Below are 19,470 nucleotides of genomic sequence, written 5' to 3'. Positions count from 1 at the left end.
TATATTAGTAGAAGGAGGTGATACAAATATTATCAGCAGTAACAGCAGATGGAGAAATTATAATACCTGCACAACATCCAAAAACCTTATTAGACGAAATAAAATCCAGCAGCAAATTCTCCTGCATACAATGTAATGAACAAGTCATATTAAAAAACGGTATAATAAAAACCCCGCATTTCGCTCATACTCGTAATGCTTCTTGTACTCAGACTTTTTCGGAAGGTGAAAGTGAAGACCATTTAAAAGGAAAATTGCATTTATATGAATTTTTGCAAAATCATTCTTCACCAGTCCAACTGGAAGCCTATCTTCCCTCCCTTCATCAAAGACCGGATCTATTTGTCCGAAGTGAACCCTATCCTATTGCAATAGAATTTCAGTGTAGCCAAATATCAGCTACTGTAATTCAGCAGCGAACAGCAGGCTATATAGAAAACCAGATATTTCCGATTTGGATATTACGAACACCGACAATTTCTGATTTCCCGCTCCAAGAGATAGGGCCTATGCAGTTCTCCGCATATCGACAGCAATTTTTTTACACAACCCCAAATGGGAAAATACTACTCACTTACTGCCCTCAATCTAAATATTTTCATTATATTTCAAATCCAATGCATATAAAGGCAAATAATTATATAGTAAAGGTCAAAAAGCTTTCTATTGAAAGGCAGTCTTGGCCTTTCGCAATTATCAAAAGAAACTCCTGGGAAGAATTTCAAAAGTATTTCACCATATATAAGCATCATCGTTTCAAACAGTTAGACAATCTGTACTTTTTTAATAGAAAAGGAATTCAATCGCCATTTCTGCAAATATGTTATCGATGGAGAATTCATCCAAAAAAAATTCCTTTATTTATAGGTATTCCGACCAAGCAAGCTTCTATTTTTTCTGTACATGCTATCGAATGGCAAATTCAGTTTATTGATTATTTGCATAAACAGGGACTATCTCTTCAACAAGCTGAATCCCAACATTGCGAAACATTTTTGTTATATAGAAAACTAACTACCAATCCTTCAGCTGAACATTTAAAAGCAGTAGAATCCTATCTTTATTTATTGCAACGCTGTCTAATTTCATCAGATAAAGTAATATACGCAAGTAAAATAAATTATTTTTTGATGGAGCAATTGCTGTACAGTGAATTCCTTGCAAATTGATTTGAAAATTGAGAAAATAGTAAGTGATTCGAAATTCGAAACAATAAGAGGGGGAACCTAGTTTGACTACAGATACAAAGAACAAAATATTGACACGTGATGAAGTAGAAGAAAACTTAACATGGAAATTAGAAGATATTTTCGCCTCTAATGATGAATGGGAAATAGAATACCAAGAGGTTGCAGCGTTGTCAGAGAAAGCAAATTCTTATCAAGGAACAATCAGTGGTGGAGCAAACGCTTTACTGGAAGTGTTGACTTATCGTGATGAAATTACTTCCAGATTACGTAAACTGTATACGTTTGCACATATGCGCACTGACCAAGATACAGCTAATAGCACGTACCAGGCTATGGATAGCCGGATAAAATCATTATATGTGAAAGTTTCCACCGTATTATCTTTCTTAGTTCCAGAGATTCTTTCGCTAGATGAGTCTGTAATTGCCAGTTACTTAGTAGAGAATAAAGGACTACAAGTTTACAGACAACTACTTGAAGAGGTCAATAAAGAGCGTCCCCATGTGCTTCCAAAAGAACAAGAAGCATTACTAGCACAATTATCGGAGGTTGCTGGAGCCTCAGCAGACACATTTGGCAAATTAAATAATGCAGATTTAGAGTTCCCATCTATTAAAGATGAAGATGGCAATGAGGTGCAACTAACACATGGTAGATATTCACGTTTCTTAGAAAGTGAGGATCCACGTGTGCGTGAGGATGCATTTAAAGCAATATATGATACGTATGGTAAATTCCGTAACACATTTGCATCAACTCTAACAGGGAATATTAAAGGAGACAATGTCAACGCGAAAATTCGAAACTATGAATCCGCGCGTGAAGCAGCAATGTCTAACAATCATATTCCTGAAAGTGTATATGACAATTTAGTAAATACAATCAATAAAAACGTCCATTTACTTCATCGATATGTGGCTCTGCGTAAAAAAGTGTTAGGCTTAGATGAATTGCATATGTGGGATCTTTATACGCCATTAGTGAAAGAGTTGAATATGGAATACACGTATGAAGAGGCCTGTGACGCAATGATTAAGAGCTTCGAGCCATTAGGTGAAGAATATGTGTCTATCGTCAAGCAGGGGCTTGAAAATCGCTGGGTTGATGTAGTGGAGACGAAAGGTAAACGATCTGGTGCTTATTCGTCAGGAACATATGGTACGAACCCATATATACTGATGAACTGGCAAAATAACGTAAATAATCTTTTTACATTGGCACATGAATTTGGGCATAGTATTCATAGTTACTATACTAGAGCAAATCAACCTTATGTTTACGGAGATTATTCCATTTTTGTGGCAGAGGTGGCTTCGACTTGCAATGAAGCATTACTAAACGATTACTTACTGAAAACAATTGACGACCCTAAGAAACGTATTTACTTATTAAATCATTGGCTAGAGGGCTTCCGTGGAACTGTTTTCCGTCAAACTATGTTTGCGGAATTTGAGCATATTATTCACCAATTAGATCAAAATGGGGAAGCATTAACCGCTGATAAGCTAACGGAAGAATATTATAAGTTGAATCAAAAATACTTTGGCGATGAAATTGTTATTGATGAACAAATTGGATTGGAATGGGCGAGAATTCCCCATTTCTATTACAACTACTATGTATACCAATATGCGACTGGTTTAAGCGCAGCAACTGCCCTTAGCAATCAAATTCTAACAGAAGGTAAACCGGCTGTGGATCGTTATATTAATGAGTTCCTAAAAGCAGGTTGTTCGGATTACCCAATTGAAGTATTGAAAAAAGCGGGAGTAGATATGAATACTGCTGCTCCTATCGAAGAAGCATGTCGCGTTTTTGAAGAAAAGCTAAATGAATTAGAGCAATTACTTTTAGGAGAATAACGAAAAGCCTGGCTATATGGCCGGGCTTTTTTTAAGAATAAGTATATAAAAAAGTCCCGTGAACACTTGGTTCATGGGACTTTGTCATGAAAGATAAAGAAAGTAGATTTCCTTCTTATTAGTGGAAATAAAAAGAAATAGTAAGTGTTCACTGAATAAAGTAGCGAAATAGCGAGCGAAATTGCATCTTCGAGAGCTTGCAATAGGAATAGTTAGTATCTTTATCTCTAGTTATCCAAAAACGCACTTACCTATTTCTAAGAGTTGTAGGAGGGCGACGGACAGGTAAAAGCCATAAAATTACCGAAAAAAGAGTGGCTAGTCGAGACGTCAGTCACGACCAGCCACTCAAAAATCAATCGGTAATCCTATAGCAAAACGCCTGACCAAAGCACTTCGAAAACGATAGAAACAGGTTTTTGACCTTAACGGACCGGGCATGTCTTTTGTCTGGTTTTTCTTAAAAACATCACAATGTAATAGGTTTACCATTCTAATAATTCTATTTTTCCTGGTATTTGGAAGAATGGGATGTAACCAATAATACTGCTTATTTTCGTTTCAGACTGATGCTTTTCCATGGGGATGAGAGATAAGCCCTCAGCAGAGCTCACGTATCTTTCCAAGAGTAGGAAATAGGAGGTAGGACGTCCTATGATGTATGACGAATTTGTGAAAAGAGGAGCTAATATATTGTATTATATAAAATGACGTGTTAAAGTAAGAGTGTGAAATAAATCACAAGAAAACATACACCCCTTTGTTTGAACGTGAACATTTCTCCCATCCCCTTTGTAAATGAAAATGCCCTTTCCTCGGTAGGAGGAAATGGGCATTTTCTGTTTTTTTACATAATATGAAGTCTTAACTATAATTTGAAAAATAGCAGCCTATCTTTTTTTAGATAGGCTGCTGTTTATTTATTTTAATCGCCATAATACGGTGTTTGGTAAGAGAAGTCTTTCAACTTTTTGCAATAATAGAAGCTTTTTAAGTTCACGTTCCGCTAATTGATCAGAAATATTATAATAGCTTGCAATTTCATTTGTAGTTAAAGAATGGAATCGATCAAAAAGTTTTTCCAGTGATGGAGGATCTTGAATTTCTGGCTTCTCGTATAGCATTTCTTGAAGGATTTGTACATATATCTCGTAAGGATAATTTCCAGCTACTTTTATACCTTCATCTTCAATATTTTCATTGAAGAATACGATGCTTGGAAAAGAGTCCACTTCCATTTCACAAGTAATGGATAAATCGCTTTGGAAGGACCTAGCACATTCATTAGAAAGAAAATCACGTGTAAATTCATCCACATCAAGTCTAACTTCTTCTGCTATCTCCTGTAATATGGAAAAGGATGTAACGTTTTTAGTTTTCAAAAACAAGTACTCTTGAATTTTTATAAAAAAACGTAAAGCAGCTTTCTTTCCTTGAAATTCTGCAGCTTTCACAGCGATAGAAGGGAAAACGGAATGTTCTACTTTGGAAATATTAAATGATTCACTACTCAAATTGGCATTGGGAAAGTTACAAACTGTATTCAAATTATTCAATTGAGTACTAAGTACAGTGCGTACAGTAAAATACTGTCCGTACTCTACTTGCAATTTCCGAAGGGTAGGTTGCATATCCCAACAAGTTGGACATAATGGGTCCAAAAAAACGTACATTTCAAGCGGCTTGTTTAGTAATGGGGATGTGAACGTCTCAGACGGAATTTGTATTCTTGTCACATTTCTTCCTCCTCATGACTCATTTGATTGACCATGTGGTTTGCTGTAAGCTCTAGTCGTCTATAAAATGTATCGCGAATCTTGCCTTCTAATCCTACCTTATCCATAGCATCTCTCATGCAGGAGAGCCAAGCTTGTGCTCGTTCTGGAGTTATCGGAAATGGGTTATGACGCATTTTCATCATCGGATGTCCGTGTTCTTCTGTATATAAATTAGGTCCACCTAAATATTGAGTTAGAAACTGTTTTTGTTTTCTAGCTGTTTCCGATAAATCATTTGGAAAAATCGGTATAAGCAGCGGATGCTTTGCTACATTGCCATAAAACGTATCGACAAGCAGATGTAGTTTTTCTGCTCCAATTTCATCGTAAGGAAGTATTGGCTTTTGTGTCATTTTCTTTACCCCTTTGCTCTAGCACTATACTTATTCTATCAACGAAACCCAAATATCTCAAACAATTAGATTATCTCATAGAAAAGCATAAGCACTTTGCTAGCATCGACAACGTTTACAAATCCTTATAAAAATCATACTTCTAAGTATGATTTGTTGTTACAAGAATATTATTTTACATTTTTAAAGGAAAGTAAAGCAGCAAAGAATGGAAAAATTTCCTTGTCAGCAAGAAAAACCCTCTTTTTAACGCAAGTAAATAAAATGCGAGCTCAAGTAAGTTGTAAAGTAATGAAAATAAATGCTAATTTAGTGCAAGCAACTAACCTATCAAAAAAAGTAAATCGTTATAAACATGGATTTTCTTCCTGTACATGCGTCATCGCAGGCTTTCTATTATTTCAGCATCCGCTTGAAAAGAAAAAAAGAGGTATCAGTTAATAGAAGTTACACTAAAAAAACGAGGCTGGGACAGAAGTAGAAATTTTATTGGATAAGGAGAAGCCTTTACCAAATAATGGATATTTAACAAAATTGATTGAAATGGAGGGGCGACTCCTACGGGAATAGCGTGACGCCTGAGACTACAGGCTCAGGCCACGCCCGTGGAAAGCGTCCTTGGAATGGGAATCAATTTTGTACACAGCAAAAAAACAGCATTTTTCTCACAGAGAAAAATGCTGTTTTGGGGTTCTGTCCCAGCCTTGTCCGTAATGGTTATGCTTGGAAGTAATTCATCACTTTTTGTACGTAATTTTGTGTTTCTTTATATGGTGGGATACCATCATATTTTTTTACTGCACCAGGTCCGGCGTTGTATGCAGCAAGAGCTGTTTCAATATTACCGTCAAATTGGGAAAGCATCTGGCTTATATATTTTGCTCCGCCCATTATATTTTGTTCAGGGTCTAACGAATTAGTAACACCTAAATACTTAGCGGTGCCAGGCATTAATTGCATTAGTCCGGATGCTCCAGCAGAACTAGTAGCTAATGGGTTGAAATTAGATTCTTGTTTGATGATGGAAGAAATAAGCTTTTCTGGAACGTTGTACGTTACTGCGGCTTTCCTAATAATTTCATCAAAATCTGTCTTATTATTTGTAGAAGTAGATGATGAATAAGAAGAGATAGCTTCCGTTAAGCTACTCTGCTCGGAGTTTAAATATGATGGTACAAATACAGGAGTGTCGCCACTATATAGTAAAGAAGTTATATTTTCAGTGGCCAAGTCTCCAGTACTTGCTTGTAAAACTTGTCCTAACATATCTGAAAACATGGAAGAAGTGGAAGAGTTTGTTTGAGAGCTTTGCACACTTCCTAATGATTGCATTGCATTTATGTCCATTAAAACTTTGAGGGCTTGAATATCCAAAGGGATCAACCTTTCAACTTGTTGTTATATTTCACAAGGCGAGCAATTTTTTTATCTGTGTGTCGAATAGGGATATTATGTGAAACTAACAAATCATTAAACACTTTTTCTCCATATTTTACATCACTACTCTCATATTCTATCTCAAAATCCTCTATTTGACTATAAATGGAATGATCTAAAAATAACGTTCCACTTTTAAAAGGTATCTGTACACGATTTGTTTGCAGGATACCGATGCATTTTAAAGGAGAAAGAAGATTAAATTGCTCAAGAAAGGGAATAGAAGGAAAAGCGGTTTGGTTGATAATAGCGTCCCTTTCTTGATCAGACACATGTACTGTATTCTCTTCCATTACATGTTTTTCAATCGGCTGTTTAAGCGTAAGCTCATTTTGATCTCTTAATACGCGTAGACGGAATCCCATCCCATTGTCCTTAAAAAAGTTATCTTGCGTGTCAAAGTAGTAATTTGTTTGGGAGCGAAAGTCCTTTTGATCTACTTGAAAAAAGGATACTAAAAGCTCAAATTCTTGCTTTGTTAATAAATTTTTAAACTCTATTTCTTTTTCGATTTGCATAATACACGACCTTTCCTATTATTTCTATTATAGCGCTTTTCAACGAGTTTCAATATGTTAAAATAGTGGAAGAATGGACAGAAAGGAACGATTTATTTTGCCTATTACTTATAATGTGCATAGTGGTATTCAATTAGAAAATGATATACGTTTTACACTAGAGGTATTACCTAACAATCATCATATAAAACCGGCTGGTCAAATGATTACTGATTCGGATTCAATTGCTTTTATCTACTTATTAGAGGATGAGACTGGTTATCATTATTTAAAGTTTGGTCAAGAGGTTTGGCCATTGCTCGTCAATACTTTAAAAGCGGTAGAAGACCCATTGTTGCAAATTGGTGAAAAAGAGCTGACTCTACATGGCTTTAAAGAAGAGCTAGACATGCTTATTTTCAATATTGAAGGTAATGACAACTATGGTGCTGATTTCTCCAAAGCAGTGGAAGAGGCATTTAGAGAGATTTTACAAGCATAGTACTAAGGTCAAGGGAAGTGGAGGTCAAGCTTATGGGGCAATGGGATCGCTTTTTAGAGCCGTACAAGCAGGCAGTTTCAGAGTTAAAAGTAAAACTAAAAGGAATGCGAGCGCAGTTTGAGAGAGATAATACAAATTCACCTATAGAATTTGTGACAGGTCGTGTCAAACCTTTGGCAAGTATTTATGATAAATCACTAGAAAAAGGAATAGTATTTGAGCCTTCCGATACGTTGGCACAGGAAATTCCTGATATTGCAGGCTTACGAATGATGTGTCAATTTGTAGACGATATTGAAACAGTCGTAGGATTATTACGTGATAGAAATGATATAAGAATCGTCGAGGAGCGAGATTATATTTCACACAAAAAACAAAGTGGGTATAGATCCTACCATGTGATTATTGAATATCCAGTTCAAACAATTCACGGGGAGATTAATATTCTTGCTGAAATACAAATACGTACATTAGCTATGAATTTCTGGGCATCCATTGAGCATTCATTGAATTACAAATATAAAGGAATCTTCCCAGAAGAGATAAAAAAAAGACTTCAATATGCAGCAGAAGCAGCATTTCGTCTTGATGAAGAAATGTCTCTAATTCGAGGGGAAATTCAAGAAGCACAAAAATACTTTAGTGAAAATAAGGAACTTTCTCATCCAAGTCTCCGTGAATCGACAAACGAAAGAGAGGGCACATAAATCATGAAATTTTTTATATTGTCTCGAAATGATGATTTATCCAATCAATTAATGGAAAGTGCAAAAACATATCTAGTAGATTTTGGACTTATAATAGATGAAGAAAATCCGGATATTGTCTTATCAATTGGTGGCGACGGTACATTATTACATGCCTTTCATAAGTATAAACATTTAACCACTTCGGTTGCTTTTGTCGGGCTTCACACTGGGCATCTTGGATTTTATGCAGACTGGAAACCGGAAGAAATTGAAAAGCTAGTCATTAGTATAGCGAAAAAAGAATTTGAAGTAATAGAATACCCTTTACTTGAGGTAACGATCAATTATAGACATGGCGAAGATAGTTCCGTCTATTTGGCGTTAAATGAATCTACTGTAAAATCACCGGACGTTACTTTAGTAATGGATGTAGAGCTGAACGGGGATCATTTTGAACGTTTTAGAGGAGATGGATTATGTATGTCTACTCCTTCCGGAAGTACCGCTTATAACAAAGCACTTGGTGGTGCGATTGTGCATCCTTCGTTAGAAGCTATTCAGCTTGCAGAAATTGCATCTATTAACAATAGGGTTTTCCGTACAGTTGGTTCATCACTCGTCTTACCAAAACATCACTCTTGTTTGCTAAAACCCGTGAAAGGACCAGATTTCATGGTAACTGTGGATCATCTTCAGTTATTGCATAAAGATGTTCAATCCATTAAGTACCGAGTTGCTGATGAAAAAGTTCGCTTCGCTAGGTTTAGAGCATTTCCATTTTGGCATAGAGTACATTCCTCATTTATCGATAGTGATTTGGAAATATGAAAGAAGAGTTAATCCAATTGACATTTCAAATAAATGAACCGCAACAATTACTTCGAGATGCAATTAGACAATATGGTATATCAAAAAAAGCATTGACTAGTATTAAATACGAAGGCGGTAAAATTACTGTCAACGGTGAAGAGAAGACAGTGCGGCATAGATTAGATGTTGGGGATACAGTCATGATTACATTTCCACCAGAGAAAAAAAGTGGCGGATTAATCCCCCAGCAAGTAGAGTTCCCTATTTTAATGGAGGATGATGATCTCCTCATTCTTACAAAGGTTGCTGGAATTAGCACTATTCCTTCTCGAGAGCATCCTACCGGGACACTAGCAAATTTTATAGCTGGCTATATGGAGAAAAGTGGGCTATCGTCTACGGTACATATTGTGACTAGGTTAGATAAGGACACTTCAGGTATCATTTGTGTAGCAAAGCATCGGCATGCTCATCATTTATTAAGTGAAATGCAAAAGTTAGGACAAATTTCAAGAACTTACGAAGCATTCGTTCATGGCCATATAAGGCAAGATGATTTTCTTATTGACGCGCCCATTGGTAGAAAAAATGGCAGCATTATTGAACGAGTTATCGATTCTGAGGGTAAACAGGCTAAAACTTCTGTCCAAGTGTTGACCCGTTTTGAAAAACTCGGAAAAAAGCTTACACATGTGCGATTACACTTACACACTGGCCGAACCCATCAGATTCGTGTACATATGATGTCTATTGGTCATCCGTTAATTGGGGATGATTTATATGGTGGCGATTTACAGCTAATAGATAGACAAGCACTCCATGCAAGAGAACTAACCCTGATACATCCTTTTACAAAAGAGGATATTCATTTAGTTGCTCCTTTTCCACAAGATATGAAAGCACTAATTCCCACTAATTATTCCTAAGTGACAGGATGAATGGTGGGATTTCATATTAAAAAAGTATTATGATAGATTATTTCCTAGGGAATATTTTTATTGCTTATTTATTATATACTCCATACAATAAGTAAGGAAAAATAGAACTCAGGCAAAAAACGCCGCGTCCTGCGGCAATACCTGAGTGACCAACCATAGTATTGGCCCGAGGCTCGCAGGAAGCGAGTCACATAGACGAAGCCACATGACGTGGTGCTTTTTCGTCTATGTTCTACGTTGGACTTTTTGTTATCTCCCACTTATGCTTTGTTGTTTAAGCCAAGCATTGAAGTGGGTGTCTAACGACGTACAGGACGTACTAGTGCCGATGTTGCCACAGGACGTGGCGATTTTTTAATCGTCCTGTCCGTTAATGCGGGACAAACGCTCAAGAGGAGGGGAAAGTGTGAAAGATGAAATGACTCAACAACCTTTAGAGGAGTCCATTTTAATTGATTTTTTATTAAATGATTCAATGGACGATTTTAGAGAAGAATTTATGCAACTTCATCCGTATGATCAATCCATATTTTTTGAAAAGGTGGGACCTGATTTAAGGAAGAAAATTTATCATTACCTTTCTCCTAAAGAAATATCTGAGCTATTCGAAGCGACGAAATTTGATGATGAACAATATAATTTATTTATGCAGGAAATGGATATTACTTACGCTGCCGATATGCTTTCTTATATGTATACGGATAATGCGGTAGATGTATTAAATGAGTTAGGGAAAGACCAAGTCGCAAGTTATTTAAACATAATGGATAAGGAGTCCGCACAGGAAATTAAGGATCTTTTACATTATGAAGAATATACCGCTGGTTCCATTATGACTACGGAATATGTAGCAATTCCTGAAAATTCAACATGTCGCTCGGCAATGACTATTTTGCGTAGTGCTGCACCAGAAGCAGAGACCATCTATTATTTATTTGTTGTGGATGATGATCATAAACTTTCTGGAGTTATTTCACTTCGTGATCTAATCATTGCAGATGAAGATACATTGATAAAAGATGTTATGAATGATCGGGTAGTCAGTGTTTTAGTGAGTGTTGATCAAGAAGAAGTAGCTCGAATGATAAAAGATTATGATTTTCTAGCCGTTCCAGTAGTAGATTTTAAAAATCACTTACTTGGGATTGTTACGGTAGATGATATTTTAGACGTATTAGACGAAGAAGCATCGGATGATTACTCGAAACTTGCAGGGGTTTCCAACATGGACACCTTCGATAAAGGATCATTACAGGCTGCAAGAAAAAGATTGCCATGGCTAATCATTTTATTGTTCCTTGGAATGTTTACCGCAAATTTAATGAGTATTTTTGAGCAAACTCTAGATAAAGTTGCACTACTTGCTGTTTTTATTCCTTTAATTGCTGGTATGGCTGGTAATAGTGGTACACAAGCACTCGCTGTAGCTGTTCGGGGTATCGCCACTGGAGACATTGAAGAACAAAGTAAGACGAAATTACTTTTTAGAGAAGCTGGTACTGGTCTTATAACAGGACTCATTTGTGGTTTACTAGTTGTTGGAGTAGTATATTTTTGGAAACATGATTTACTAATTGGCTTATTGGTAGGTTCATCTATTTTTGGATCTATTTTTATTGCTACTTTAGGGGGATCTTTCATACCGTTATTGATTCATCGAATGAAAATAGACCCGGCAGTTGCATCAGGACCATTTATCACAACGGTTAATGATGTAGTAAGTATTTTAATTTACCTTGGACTGGCTACCATATTTATCTCATCTTTGTAATTTGTATCATATTTTTTGATAGTTGCATAAAGTAAAGGAAAAAGGATGTGCTAATGAACTCATTTAATGATCCTTTAATCTTTATAAAAGGTCCTCCTGTCTTTCATCTACCACCAAATGAACGAATTGAAGCTCCTTACGAATTACAAGATGAAAGTACATCGATTTATGAAATACAAAAAAGTTACTCTGTGAAGACACTAGCGATTAGAGATAAATTGAACTTTTTAGCAAAACCATTTCAGCGAAAAGTGTACCGACCATTAGTATTTCATCTAAAAGATGGAGTATCTGTACAAGGTGAAGTGGAAAAAGTGGAAGAAGATGCCGTTACTTTACTAGTCGGTACAGAAGAATTGTTGACGTATCCCGTAGAAGAAATCGAAAGAATTGTTTGGCGGGGAAGTATATTAAATTGAAAGTGAGCTATCCTATTGTAGGATAGCTTTTTTTGTTGGAAATGTATTAGACGCCGTAAAATTACCAAGAAAAGAGATGCTACTTTTGACGGGCCTCACAACCAGCTTTTGATCTCAAAGGACCAGGAGTGCTTTTATCTGATTTTTCTTATCCAGCTTTCACCAATAAAAAAACCGCTCGGGTTCGGCCCGAACGGAATAGACACTACAATGATGAAACGATCAGTCACATACACCTAAAAATACATCGGCGATACATTCAATTGCACAGAAACAATCCAAGTCTACAGTAACACAACTACCAGTTGATCTGAAATTTCGAACTTTACAAAGCTTTCTTAAATCGACTTTTGTTCCACAATCGTTCAATAAATCAACTTCGTGACGTTCTCTGTCAAGTGGCTCTAATACTCGTAAAGTTGCACAGCAACCGTCAAAGATATCTTCTACACGGAAGAAAACAGAAATGCAATCACAATCAAATCTATCATTATCACGGAAAAATGCTTTAAATGGATCTCCGTCTTTTGTTAATAACATAAATACTCGTGTGTCAGCTTGGCGTCTAGAAGCAGGACTCACAAGACCTCCAAGTGGTTCTAGAAAACAATTTGTCGGACATTGGGGGCAATCGTCATTTGTTGCTTGATCTTGAATGTCTTTAATTGCGCGGACAACATCACAAACACAATTTCTAGAACGTTTTTCGTCAGTAACATCACCTATATTTCCACAACCCATTAAATTCACCTCCTCTTCATCTCTTACTAACGTATGTAGGAAGATCACCTTGATAAGGGCAAATATCTCGTAACCCAATTGCATATTTCATCTGACAGCGTACATACTACACGAAAAAGGAGCAAGTAAATCGTATGAAAAAAAGCGTAACTGTTTTTCTAATGGTTCTATTGTTGGGCGCTTGTTCGAGCGAGAAGGAAAAAGTGATATTTCCTGCAGATAATTCCACTTCACTAAAGCCGATCATGCAAAAACAAGATTCGATTCACGGATATAAAGGTGTGATGAACGAGGAAGATATTTTAGTGGCCATTCAAATAAACCGATTTGATCGTTTTAATAAAACAAAAATTGAAAACAAAATTACCAAACAAATTGAAAAACAATTTCCAGAAAAACAAGTATTAGTCACAGCAGACCAAAAACTTATGTGGGAAGTAGAATCCATCATCGAGAAAAAGCTGAAAGAGGAAGATCTTAAAAAGTCTATTGAAAAAATAAAATCATTATCAAAGGAAGAGACATAATGGACCAACAACAATTTCAAAAAATAGTTGATGAAAAAAATCCTAAAGTGCCATTTTTTATGAACATACTAAAAGCATTCATCGTCGGGGGAATAATTTGTACTATTGGACAACTCATCACTTTTTTTTATATGCGGTTTTTCCCTTTTACAGAAGGAACTGCAGCTAATCCAACAGTTGCAACGTTAGTATTTATCGCGATGATCCTAACTGGAACTGGTTTATACAAAAAAATTGCGCAGATTGGCGGTGCTGGTTCAGCAGTACCTGTCACAGGATTTGGTAACGCAGTAATATCAGCCGCTATAGAGCATAAATCAGAAGGATATGTATTAGGGGTTGGAGGTAATATGTTCAAGCTTGCAGGGTCGGTAATACTATTCGGTGTTCTATCTGCATTTGTCGTTGCACTCATTAAAACAATATTAGTGAATATAGGTGTGGTTTCATGGTAAATACATTTGGAACTCTACAGTTTACCAATAAAATTTGCATAGCGAGTACCGGAATAGTAGTGGGACCAGTAGAAAAGGATAGTACTTTTGCTGACTCTTTTGATGAAGTTCTTCCATTAGAAACGGAAAAAAGTGAAACGAATGAGCAGGCAAATTCTCGTATGATTGAAAAAACATGTCAATGGGCTGTTAAAAAAGCGCATACTCAGATAGACAAAGTGGATTTTTTAATAGGAGGCGACCTCATCAATCAACTTTCTCCGACAAATTTTGCAGCTCGAAGCTTAGCTATCCCATTCTTAGGTGTTTTTTCTGCATGTGCTAGTTCGATGGAATCTGTTATTCTTGGCAGTCTTTTACTGGACTCGGGAAATGCGAAAACAGTACTAGCCGGAGCTTCTAGTCATCATCAGGCAGTGGAGCGACAATTTAGATACCCACTTGAGTATGGATCGCAAAAACCTAAAACAGCCCAATGGACTGTGACTGGAGCAGGTTTTGCATTATTAGAAAAAGATACAAAAAACGCCCCAGTTGTCACTCATGCTACGATCGGTAGAGTAGTGGACAGTCATCAGACAAACCCATTGCATATGGGAGCTGCCATGGCATCTGCTGCGAGGGATACAATTGAGCGTCATTTAACGAATACGAACAGTAAAATGGCGGACTTCGATGTAATCATGACAGGTGATTTAGGCAATATAGGAATTTCTATATTAAAGGAAATGTTTGAAGATGAAAATACTGGAGTTGTCCTTCAAGATGCGGGAGCGCAGTTCTATGGAAATGATACGTTTTTCAATGCAGGTGCAAGTGGAGCGGGATGTTCCGCAACTGTTTTCTTTGGTCAAATATATGACCAGTTAAAAAAAGGCTTTTTTAAACGTGTTTTGCTAGTAGCTACAGGGGCATTACTGTCTCCTTTAACATTTCAACAAGGGGAAACAATCCCTTGTATTGCTCATGCCATTGAATGCCGTATGGAAAAGAGGGGTTAGGATGATTTCTTCATTAGTTACTGCATTTGTTGTTGGCGGATTAATATGTGTAATTGGTCAAATCTTCATGGATGTGTTTAAACTAACGCCAGCACATACATTAAGTACTTTAGTTGTATTAGGTTCTATATTAGATGGTTTTGGTCTGTATGAGCCATTGATTGACTTTGCAGGAGCTGGAGCTACAGTTCCCATTACCTCCTTTGGTAACTCTTTGACGCATGGTGCATTAGCAGAGGCAGAGAAGCATGGGTTGATAGGTGTTTTGACTGGAATGTTCGAGGTAACAAGCTCTGGTATTAGTGCAGCTATTTTGTTTGGCGTAATTGGTGCATTCATTTTTCAAAAGCGGAAAACAAGATACTAGTTAAATCGCCCTTTTTTCTATTCACCTCTTGCATACAATAAGTTGAAGAGGAGAGGAGGGAAAGGTATGTACGGCTACTGTGGCGGAGGTTATCCTGGATATTACGGAGGAAACGAGTACGGAGGTAACAAAAGTTCTACATTTGTACTAATCGTAGTATTATTTATATTATTAATCATTGTTGGTAGAAGCTTTTTCCCTTAATCCAAAATTATAAAGATGTGAGGGGGAAAATTTATGCAAAATTCATTTTTTAAATCAATAGAAAATAAAACTGGTGTATCAATGGATGAACTATTTACGCTTGCCAATGCCATCTCATATGCTGATTTTACGGATGAAAAACAGGTTCGTAAAATTGTACGTAAAGTTGGCAAGCTAGCAAATAAACCTGTTTCTCAAGAGTTAGAAGATGAACTTACACGCTCTATTTTACAGAGCGGTAGTTCATTGAGTATGGCGGATATTCAAAAATTATTATAATTTAATAGAATATTTAGATTATAATTGAATGAAAGGTTTAAGTCATATTAAAATGGGGTAAAGCTAAATAGAATAATATTATGGGGGTGGAGAAAATGGGATATATTCTTCCAATGCAACCGATTCAATCGCAAGTTTATGCTAATCGAATGATTGGGAACGATCATAATTTTGCTTATATTGATAATATCCAACATGTAAAATTTAAATCTGGTTTTGATGATCACTTAGAAGAGCAGGAACAACTTCTTGAAGAGGAAGAAGAGCAATTACTGGAAAAAGAAAGACCATCAATCCAACCATTATTTAAAGGCTTTATTCATCCAAATCCAGTAAACTTATCTCCAAAAATTGCTGAAATAAATGGCAAAGGAAACAGTGTTAATTTGTATGTATAGTTCAAAGTATTTGAAAATCGCCTATCGGGTTATACCGATAAGCGATTTTTCTTTTCTCACATTTTAAAAGTAGACTAATTTGAATTATCTCATTGTAAAGCAACCTTGTCGCTAATATCTTTCTATGATATAAAAGAGCATTAAATAAAAGTCTAGCTATTTCCACGATGGAATAGCTAGACCTTTATTTACATTGTGAGCTTGGCATGTGTGATTTTTCAATTATTCAAACCGAATTTACACTTCGAAGCTTGACATGAGAATATCATTAACCATTTAAGGATGGATGTCAAATGTCCAAAGTGCAATCTATTTTGGCAAATAAAAACCAACTATTTCTTATGTCCTTTTTTCTTATCACTAGAGTCTTTCTTATGATCAGACTCTTTTTTATTTGATTCTTTGGAATCTGCTTTCTCCTGTTTTTCCTTTTTATCTTTCCTATCTTCCTCATTTTTATCAGAATCAGAGGACTCTTTTTTTTCCTTTTTTTCTTTTTTATTAGTATTACTATCTTCTTTTTTCTCAGAATCCCTAGAGCCCTTTTTCTCCTTTTTTTCCTTATCTTCTGTAGTATCTTTTTCTTTTTTATGGTCCTTTTCTTTTTTGTTCTTGGAACCTTCGCTTTGTTCTACCTTTTCTTCTACGGTTTCCTCTACAGCTTCGCTTCCATTAGTATCGGTAAGTTCTTTTGATGTATCTTCCGATTTATGATGAGGCATTTTTTTCTTTTTATGGTCTTTCAAATTTACTCACTACTTTCTATTATTTAATGTTACTAATACAGAGTATGTAGGGAAGAGCAAATTTGTTCGGGAACCAAATTATATTGAGTGCTTGTATAATTATTCGTAAATGGGCGTTTAACCAATACTCATGCACCCCAAAATACATATAGATACTAGGATACTAAAAAAGGAGGTTAGAAAGATGAATAAAAAAATGATACTTTCTCTAGTAGACAAAGTAATTAAAGTAGATAGAGGCGGTCCAGAATCGCGGGTTGGTGTTCTCTTATCAGCAGCGGATGATCACTTTACTCTACTAACAGAAGACGATGGCATTATTTATTATAATACACAGCATATTAAAAGTATGACTTATAATTCAAAAAACCAAGTAGAATTCAATCTTGAAATACCTAAGGATTTTAAGTATATACAAGCAGATGATTTTAGAGGTGTTTTGGATTGTCTAACACTACAGTGGGTAAAGATTAACCGCGGTGGACCAGAGACACTTGAAGGTGTAATGGACGTAGTTACAGATGATTTTGTAACCATTGTGGCGAACGAAGAAATAATTCGCGTTGCTTTATTCCATATCCGTAATATCAGCTATGGGGTAAAGATCGAAAAAACTAAAGAAGATAAAGGTAATAATGACAAAGAAGAAAATAAAGATGATTCAAATAATCAAGAAAAAGAAAAGTAAAGCTGGTAAATAAATAGAGGATGCATTCGTCGCTTTTTTTACTTGAAGCGACGAATATTCTATAAGGGAGGCGCCCTCCAAATGCAGAAAAAAAACTTCGAAAAAGTATTATATGCTAATGAAAATAGGAATATAGGATTATATTTAACAAAAAATCATTTTGTAGAAGGAATTTTATTAGACGTTCAAAAAAATCATATTGTTTTAGAGGTGAATCAAAAAATTGTCTATTTCGCAATTCACCAAATCCAAGCACTTTCTAAGAGTGCTAAAGATCAAAGTATAGCAAAGGAATCCAGTCCGCATCTTGTTAGAAATGATTTGATGGATGTGTTAATTGCATTAAGATACCACTGGGTTACGTTAAATAATTTTAGTAATCCTACTCTTTTTGGTATATTAAGCAGTATCTTCGAGGATCATATTATTCTAATCAATAACAAAGATTTACTTTATATACCTATTTCACATATTACAGATATTTCTAGCAAAATATCTAAAAGTGACCACTACTTTTTAAATAAGAAGGAACAACTTACTATCCAAAAATTATATAGGATGGGTATTAGCAAAGGATCTTTCGAAGTTAAAGATGATAACCTGATTGTAGAACAGGACAGGATTACACTAGAGGATATTGAAATTATTGCAGACGTGACAGATTCTAAAAATAAGGTAAAAGTAGGTCAAAATGCAGTTTTTCCTCTATTAACAGAGAAAGCCGATAATTTAGTTAGTGACCAAGAAATAGTGGCAATAGATATTGGTATTTCTAAGGAAGTATCTGAACCTATAAATACGAATGCATTAGAAGAAAACGCATTTTCTTCTCAATTGGAAGAGACGCTAGAAAGTAAAAGCTTAGATTTAACAGCAGAGAAAGCCGGTATTTTAGTTAGTGATCAGGAAGTAGCTAAAATAGACGTTAGTATTCCGAATGAAGTAGCGGAACCGATAAATACGGATACATTAGAAGAAAACGTATTTTCTCTTAAATTAGAAGAGAAGCTAGAAAGTAAAAGCTTGGATCTAGCAGAAGCGGGTGCCAATAATTTAGTTAGTGAAGAGGAATTATCTCCAATAGGTGAGGGTGTTCCTACAGAAGAAACGGAACTGTTGAATAGAGATACATTAGATGAAAATGCGATTTCACCTCAATTAGAAGATCGGGTAATAGAAGAACAAGATAATATGCTTTCCGATGAACAGCTTAACCTTCTCCAAAATAGTTTGAAGTTGAAGGGAAAAGATAAACTTTTAACGGCTTGGAGTACTATGAACAACGATCAATCTACAGTTGCATTACCAAAGAAAGCCGATTCTAAAAGGAAACTAGCAACACCAATGGAAGATACAATGATGACTAGTCGGAACACGGAGATAAATAAACAAACATCTCCTTCAAATCAACCAAATGAAAATTCTGATCGCCAGGACAAACAGGGTGGCTTAGAAAAAATATCGGAGACATCAGAAAAAAAAAAAACAGTATTAAATGCAAATGTTCTGAGTAGAAAAGAAATAAATGAAATGTTGGAGCAGCAATACTTTGCTTTGATGAATTACGCTGCAGCTCAAATTTCAAATACGATAAATTTTAAACAAACAGATAACAAATCTTACTTTCACCCAAGAATTCAAGGCAGTGAGATTGGTACAGATAAAATTAGAAGAGATGAAATGATTAGTGGTTATTCAGTTTATGATTCAAAGCAAGAGACAGCTGGATTAAAAATACAGTATATTTCGTTAATGAGGCATGCAACAACAATGTACCGAAAATTAAGGCAGTATTAGTTCGAGGACGAATAAATGCTA

The 19,470-nt window shown here is 35.7% G+C and carries 24 protein-coding genes; 18 read left to right on the top strand and 6 right to left on the bottom strand.

Translation table 11 applies throughout. The features are described from left to right. Positions 1 to 17: 17 nt before the first annotated feature. Together MKY37_RS04435 and pepF are read left to right on the top strand one after the other, a co-directional pair. Positions 18 to 1,169: a competence protein CoiA gene (locus MKY37_RS04435; protein ID WP_340774198.1), complete on the top strand. Its 1,152-nt coding sequence runs from the start codon at positions 18 to 20 to the stop codon at positions 1,167 to 1,169. Positions 1,170 to 1,231: 62 nt separating this feature from the next. Continuing rightward, positions 1,232 to 3,052: an oligoendopeptidase F gene (gene pepF / locus MKY37_RS04430; RefSeq protein ID WP_340774196.1), complete on the top strand. Its 1,821-nt coding sequence runs from the start codon at positions 1,232 to 1,234 to the stop codon at positions 3,050 to 3,052. Between the two features lie 920 nt (positions 3,053 to 3,972). Here pepF and MKY37_RS04425 read toward each other — a convergent pair. Then, positions 3,973 to 4,788, bottom strand: a complete 816-nt coding sequence (locus MKY37_RS04425; protein WP_340774194.1) for a ClpXP adapter SpxH family protein — start codon at positions 4,786 to 4,788, stop codon at positions 3,973 to 3,975. Beyond that, a complete protein-coding gene (locus MKY37_RS04420) occupies positions 4,785 to 5,183 on the bottom strand; it encodes a globin domain-containing protein (RefSeq protein ID WP_340774193.1) in 399 nt (132 codons plus the stop codon). The genes MKY37_RS04425 and MKY37_RS04420 overlap by 4 nt, the downstream gene beginning before the upstream one ends. Before the next feature lie 96 nt (positions 5,184 to 5,279). Here MKY37_RS04420 and MKY37_RS04415 point away from each other — a divergent pair, with 96 nt between their 5' ends. Further along, entirely contained in the window at positions 5,280 to 5,624 is a 345-nt protein-coding gene (locus MKY37_RS04415) for a hypothetical protein (RefSeq protein ID WP_340774191.1), read from the top strand. 276 nt (positions 5,625 to 5,900) lie between these two features. Here the strand turns inward: MKY37_RS04415 and MKY37_RS04410 are convergent, their stop codons facing one another. Together MKY37_RS04410 and MKY37_RS04405 are read right to left on the bottom strand one after the other, a co-directional pair. Next, on the bottom strand, positions 5,901 to 6,530 hold the full coding sequence (locus MKY37_RS04410) for a lytic transglycosylase domain-containing protein (RefSeq protein ID WP_340774189.1): 630 nt from the start codon (positions 6,528 to 6,530) through the stop codon (positions 5,901 to 5,903). Positions 6,531 to 6,562: 32 nt separating this feature from the next. Beyond that, positions 6,563 to 7,138: a CYTH domain-containing protein gene (locus MKY37_RS04405; RefSeq protein WP_340774186.1), complete on the bottom strand. Its 576-nt coding sequence runs from the start codon at positions 7,136 to 7,138 to the stop codon at positions 6,563 to 6,565. 73 nt (positions 7,139 to 7,211) lie between these two features. On the opposite strand from MKY37_RS04405, the gene MKY37_RS04400 reads away from it, so the two are divergent. The 6 genes from MKY37_RS04400 (at position 7,212) to MKY37_RS04375 (ending at position 12,246) form a co-directional block, all read left to right on the top strand. After that, positions 7,212 to 7,619, top strand: coding sequence for a UPF0738 family protein (locus MKY37_RS04400; RefSeq protein WP_340774184.1), 408 nt, complete (start codon positions 7,212 to 7,214; stop codon positions 7,617 to 7,619). A 32-nt stretch (positions 7,620 to 7,651) separates the two neighbouring features. Further along, on the top strand, positions 7,652 to 8,326 hold the full coding sequence (locus MKY37_RS04395; RefSeq protein WP_340774182.1) for a GTP pyrophosphokinase: 675 nt from the start codon (positions 7,652 to 7,654) through the stop codon (positions 8,324 to 8,326). Between the two features lie 3 nt (positions 8,327 to 8,329). Further along, the gene (locus MKY37_RS04390; RefSeq protein ID WP_211893415.1) at positions 8,330 to 9,136 is read left to right on the top strand and encodes an NAD kinase; all 807 of its coding nucleotides are present in this window, start codon (positions 8,330 to 8,332) and stop codon (positions 9,134 to 9,136) included. After that, positions 9,133 to 10,044 carry an RluA family pseudouridine synthase gene (locus MKY37_RS04385; RefSeq protein ID WP_340774179.1) on the top strand — a complete coding sequence of 304 codons (912 nt, stop codon included), beginning with the start codon at positions 9,133 to 9,135 and terminating at the stop codon, positions 10,042 to 10,044. Before MKY37_RS04390 ends, MKY37_RS04385 begins: the two co-directional genes overlap by 4 nt. Positions 10,045 to 10,474: 430 nt before the next feature. After that, complete coding sequence (gene mgtE / locus MKY37_RS04380) at positions 10,475 to 11,827, top strand: magnesium transporter (RefSeq protein WP_340779841.1); 1,353 nt, start codon at positions 10,475 to 10,477, stop codon at positions 11,825 to 11,827. 53 nt (positions 11,828 to 11,880) lie between these two features. Further along, positions 11,881 to 12,246 (top strand): hypothetical protein, encoded by a 366-nt coding sequence (locus tag MKY37_RS04375; RefSeq protein ID WP_340774177.1) that lies wholly within the window; start codon positions 11,881 to 11,883, stop codon positions 12,244 to 12,246. A 222-nt stretch (positions 12,247 to 12,468) separates the two neighbouring features. On the opposite strand, the gene MKY37_RS04370 is transcribed toward MKY37_RS04375, so the two are convergent. Next, the gene (locus MKY37_RS04370; protein ID WP_340774175.1) at positions 12,469 to 12,987 is read right to left on the bottom strand and encodes a CotY/CotZ family spore coat protein; all 519 of its coding nucleotides are present in this window, start codon (positions 12,985 to 12,987) and stop codon (positions 12,469 to 12,471) included. A gap of 134 nt (positions 12,988 to 13,121) precedes the next feature. On the opposite strand from MKY37_RS04370, the gene MKY37_RS04365 reads away from it, so the two are divergent. The 7 genes from MKY37_RS04365 to MKY37_RS04335 all read left to right on the top strand — a co-directional run bounded on the left by MKY37_RS04365 (position 13,122) and on the right by MKY37_RS04335 (position 16,218). Then, the gene (locus MKY37_RS04365; RefSeq protein WP_340774173.1) at positions 13,122 to 13,514 is read left to right on the top strand and encodes a hypothetical protein; all 393 of its coding nucleotides are present in this window, start codon (positions 13,122 to 13,124) and stop codon (positions 13,512 to 13,514) included. Beyond that, a complete protein-coding gene (gene spoVAC / locus MKY37_RS04360; RefSeq protein WP_340774171.1) occupies positions 13,514 to 13,969 on the top strand; it encodes a stage V sporulation protein AC in 456 nt (151 codons plus the stop codon). The genes MKY37_RS04365 and spoVAC overlap by 1 nt, the downstream gene beginning before the upstream one ends. Further along, entirely contained in the window at positions 13,963 to 14,970 is a 1,008-nt protein-coding gene (locus MKY37_RS04355) for a stage V sporulation protein AD (protein ID WP_340774169.1), read from the top strand. Before spoVAC ends, MKY37_RS04355 begins: the two co-directional genes overlap by 7 nt. 1 nt (position 14,971) lies before the next feature. Beyond that, entirely contained in the window at positions 14,972 to 15,337 is a 366-nt protein-coding gene (gene spoVAE / locus MKY37_RS04350) for a stage V sporulation protein AE (RefSeq protein ID WP_090563156.1), read from the top strand. Between the two features lie 66 nt (positions 15,338 to 15,403). After that, positions 15,404 to 15,541 (top strand): YjcZ family sporulation protein, encoded by a 138-nt coding sequence (locus tag MKY37_RS04345; RefSeq protein WP_340774165.1) that lies wholly within the window; start codon positions 15,404 to 15,406, stop codon positions 15,539 to 15,541. Between the two features lie 33 nt (positions 15,542 to 15,574). Further along, positions 15,575 to 15,820 (top strand): stage VI sporulation protein F, encoded by a 246-nt coding sequence (locus MKY37_RS04340; protein ID WP_340774162.1) that lies wholly within the window; start codon positions 15,575 to 15,577, stop codon positions 15,818 to 15,820. Positions 15,821 to 15,915: 95 nt separating this feature from the next. Then, the gene (locus MKY37_RS04335) at positions 15,916 to 16,218 is read left to right on the top strand and encodes a hypothetical protein (RefSeq protein WP_340774160.1); all 303 of its coding nucleotides are present in this window, start codon (positions 15,916 to 15,918) and stop codon (positions 16,216 to 16,218) included. 332 nt (positions 16,219 to 16,550) lie between these two features. Here MKY37_RS04335 and MKY37_RS04330 read toward each other — a convergent pair whose 3' ends face one another. Then, on the bottom strand, positions 16,551 to 16,964 hold the full coding sequence (locus MKY37_RS04330; protein ID WP_340774158.1) for a hypothetical protein: 414 nt from the start codon (positions 16,962 to 16,964) through the stop codon (positions 16,551 to 16,553). Positions 16,965 to 17,148: 184 nt separating this feature from the next. Here MKY37_RS04330 and MKY37_RS04325 point away from each other — a divergent pair, with 184 nt between their 5' ends. Then, the gene (locus MKY37_RS04325; protein ID WP_340774155.1) at positions 17,149 to 17,652 is read left to right on the top strand and encodes a hypothetical protein; all 504 of its coding nucleotides are present in this window, start codon (positions 17,149 to 17,151) and stop codon (positions 17,650 to 17,652) included. Positions 17,653 to 17,733: 81 nt separating this feature from the next. Next, complete coding sequence (locus MKY37_RS04320) at positions 17,734 to 19,449, top strand: hypothetical protein (protein ID WP_340774154.1); 1,716 nt, start codon at positions 17,734 to 17,736, stop codon at positions 19,447 to 19,449. Positions 19,450 to 19,470 lie beyond the last annotated feature (21 nt).

The sequence above is a fragment of the Psychrobacillus sp. FSL K6-2836 genome, from assembly GCF_038003085.1.
GTDB lineage: Bacteria > Bacillota > Bacilli > Bacillales_A > Planococcaceae > Psychrobacillus.
Note: the sequence above shows the minus strand (reverse complement) of the source record. Positions and strands in the feature narration are given on the sequence as shown.